2 protein-coding genes and 1 pseudogene are annotated in these 2,429 nt (G+C 70.0%); all 3 read left to right on the top strand.

Annotated features, from left to right (window positions below; all coding sequences use genetic code 11):
- A pseudogene (locus tag WAX14_RS10005) lies at positions 1 to 248 on the top strand (cytochrome ubiquinol oxidase subunit I); the annotation flags it as partial.
- 171 nt (positions 249 to 419) lie between these two features.
- Positions 420 to 1,652 carry a phosphoserine phosphatase SerB gene (gene serB, locus WAX14_RS10000; protein WP_422627929.1) on the top strand — a complete coding sequence of 411 codons (1,233 nt, stop codon included), beginning with the start codon at positions 420 to 422 and terminating at the stop codon, positions 1,650 to 1,652.
- Positions 1,645 to 2,403, top strand: a complete 759-nt coding sequence (locus tag WAX14_RS09995; protein WP_422627928.1) for a peptidyl-tRNA hydrolase — start codon at positions 1,645 to 1,647, stop codon at positions 2,401 to 2,403. The genes serB and WAX14_RS09995 overlap by 8 nt, the downstream gene beginning before the upstream one ends.
- Positions 2,404 to 2,429 lie beyond the last annotated feature (26 nt).

The following is a 2,429-nucleotide window of genomic DNA, read 5'->3' as shown; positions in this document are numbered from 1 at the left end:
GTTACCGGTACGGGCAGGTCGTCACGGTCGACGATCCGTGGGGTTACGGGAATTCCCTGGAATGGGCCACGTCGTGCCCGCCGCCGCGGCACAACTTCACCGAACTGCCGCGTATCCGTTCGGAGCGCCCCGCGTTCGAACTGCACTACCCGCACATGGTCGAGCGGATGCGGGCCGAAGCCCACGTCGGCCCGGGCAGCCACAAGCACAACGTGGCCGTGCACGAGGGTACAGACAAGGAAGCCTGAGGTAACGCGGTTCACCGAACCGCATCGCACACGGTGACCACGAGGCCCCGCCCGATGTATCGGGCGGGGCCTCGTGCATGACCGGGTGCACCACCCCGACCCCGGCGGTTGCTGTTCCGCTTGGCAGAATGAACAGGCCCGTGCCTGTGAGAACGAAGGATCGGAGACGTAGTGGCGTCTGACACCACCGTGCTGGTGACAGTGACAGGACCGGACCATCCCGGCGTGACCGGTGTGCTCTTCGCGGCGCTCTCTCGCCACGAAGTGGATCTGCTGGACGTCGAGCAGGTCGTCATCCGAGGCCGACTGACCCTCGGTGTCCTGGTCGAGTGTCCGAACGACCCCGAGGCGCTGCAGGACGAGGTCGAGGCCGCGATGGCGACCGTCGGCATGCACGCCGACGTGCAGCCCGGCGTCGAACGCGGTCGTGAGCATTCGATCTCGACCCACGCTGTCGTCGTGCTGGGCAGTCCCGTCAGAGCCCGCGCGATGCGGTCGGTCGGCCGGGAACTGGCCCGCCTCGGTGCCAACATCGACTCCATCCGCGGTGTCGCCGACTACCCGCTGACCGGCCTCGAACTCATGGTGTCGGCTGTGGATGCCGGGGCCGATGCCGACGCACGGCTGCGGGCCGGCCTCGCCGAGGTCGCCGCGGGACTCGAGATCGACATCGCCGTCGAGCGCGGCGGGCTGGCCCGGCGTTCCAAGCGTCTGATCGTGTTCGACGTCGACTCGACCCTCGTGCAGGGTGAGGTCATCGAGATGCTCGCCGCCCACGCGGGTGTCGAGGACAAGGTTCGGGCCGTCACCGAAGCCGCGATGCGCGGCGAGATCGACTTCACCGAATCGTTGAATCAGCGCGTCGCGACATTGGCGGGCCTGCCGGCGACCGTCATCGACGAGGTCGCCGAGACCCTGGAACTCACGCCGGGCGCCCGCACCACGATCCGCACGCTGCGTCGTCTCGGTTTCCGCTGCGGTGTCGTCTCCGGTGGGTTCCGTCAGGTAATCGAGGGACTGGCCCACGAACTGGAACTCGACTTCGTGCGCGCCAACACCCTCGAGATCGTCGACGGAAAGCTCACCGGCCGGGTCGTCGGCGACGTCGTCGACCGCGCCGCCAAGGCCCGCGCGCTGCGTGAGTTCGCCGACGAGGTGGGTGTGCCGATCGAGCAGACCGTCGCGGTCGGTGACGGCGCGAACGACATCGACATGCTCAGCGCCGCAGGGCTCGGTATCGCGTTCAACGCCAAACCCGCGTTGCGGGAGGTCGCCGATACCGCACTGTCCTACCCCTACCTCGACGCCGTGCTGTTCGTCCTCGGGGTCACCCGCGACGAGATCGAGGCCGCCGACCGGGTGGACGGGATGCTGCGTCGCGTCCCCCTCGACAGCGGTGCCTGAGCCCGACCCCCGGTTCGGTGGGCGCCATCGGGTGCTCACCCGCGGCTACGGGCATCGACCGGACCCCGACGACCCGTCCGCAGTCCTCGCGATGCCGATCGTGCTGCACATCCCGAAACAGGATCCGCCGGGACGCAGCGCACTGCTCGAGGCCGCGGCGACCGCGACGATCGCCCTGTGCCTGGACCCGCGGGTCGGGCCGGATGCCGACGGGCATCCGGGGCCGTGGCAGGACACCTATCTCGCGTGGAACGACGCGCGGATCCGGAAGGTCAGCCGGCGTGCCCGAGGGGCACAATGGCTCGCCGCGCAGGACGTCGCCGGAATCACCGTCGACCACGACGGCGCGCAGGCCCGCGCCCTCGTGCCGGGACCGGTGGGGGATCTGGACCCGCGGATCTCACGGTTACAGATCGGTGGTACGGATCTGCCGCACGACGACCCGGCCGAGCCTGCGCCCGGCGTTCCGGTGTTGTGGATCGACGCCGCGCTCGACATGACCGTGGGCAAGGCGGCCGCGCAGGTCGGGCACGCCGCGATGCTGCTGGCCGGTGTCCTCGACGAGGACGCCGCCATGGCGTGGGCCGTGAACGACTACCGCTGCGCGGTCCGTGACGCGGACCCGGAACGCTGGCGGGAGTTGCGGGCCCGTGCCTTCTCGGGTGGAGCCGGCCGGATCGCCGCGGTCCGGGACGCCGGTTTCACCGAGGTCGCACCCGGTTCCGTGACGGTCATCGCGGTCGCGGACTGACCGGCGTCCCTGTCACCGTTCAGTGC

Origin of the sequence: Rhodococcus sp. (in: high G+C Gram-positive bacteria), assembly GCF_049299235.1 — a bacterium.
In the GTDB taxonomy this organism is placed as follows: Bacteria; Actinomycetota; Actinomycetes; order Mycobacteriales; family Mycobacteriaceae; genus Rhodococcus.
This window is presented reverse-complemented; position numbering and strand designations above follow the sequence as displayed.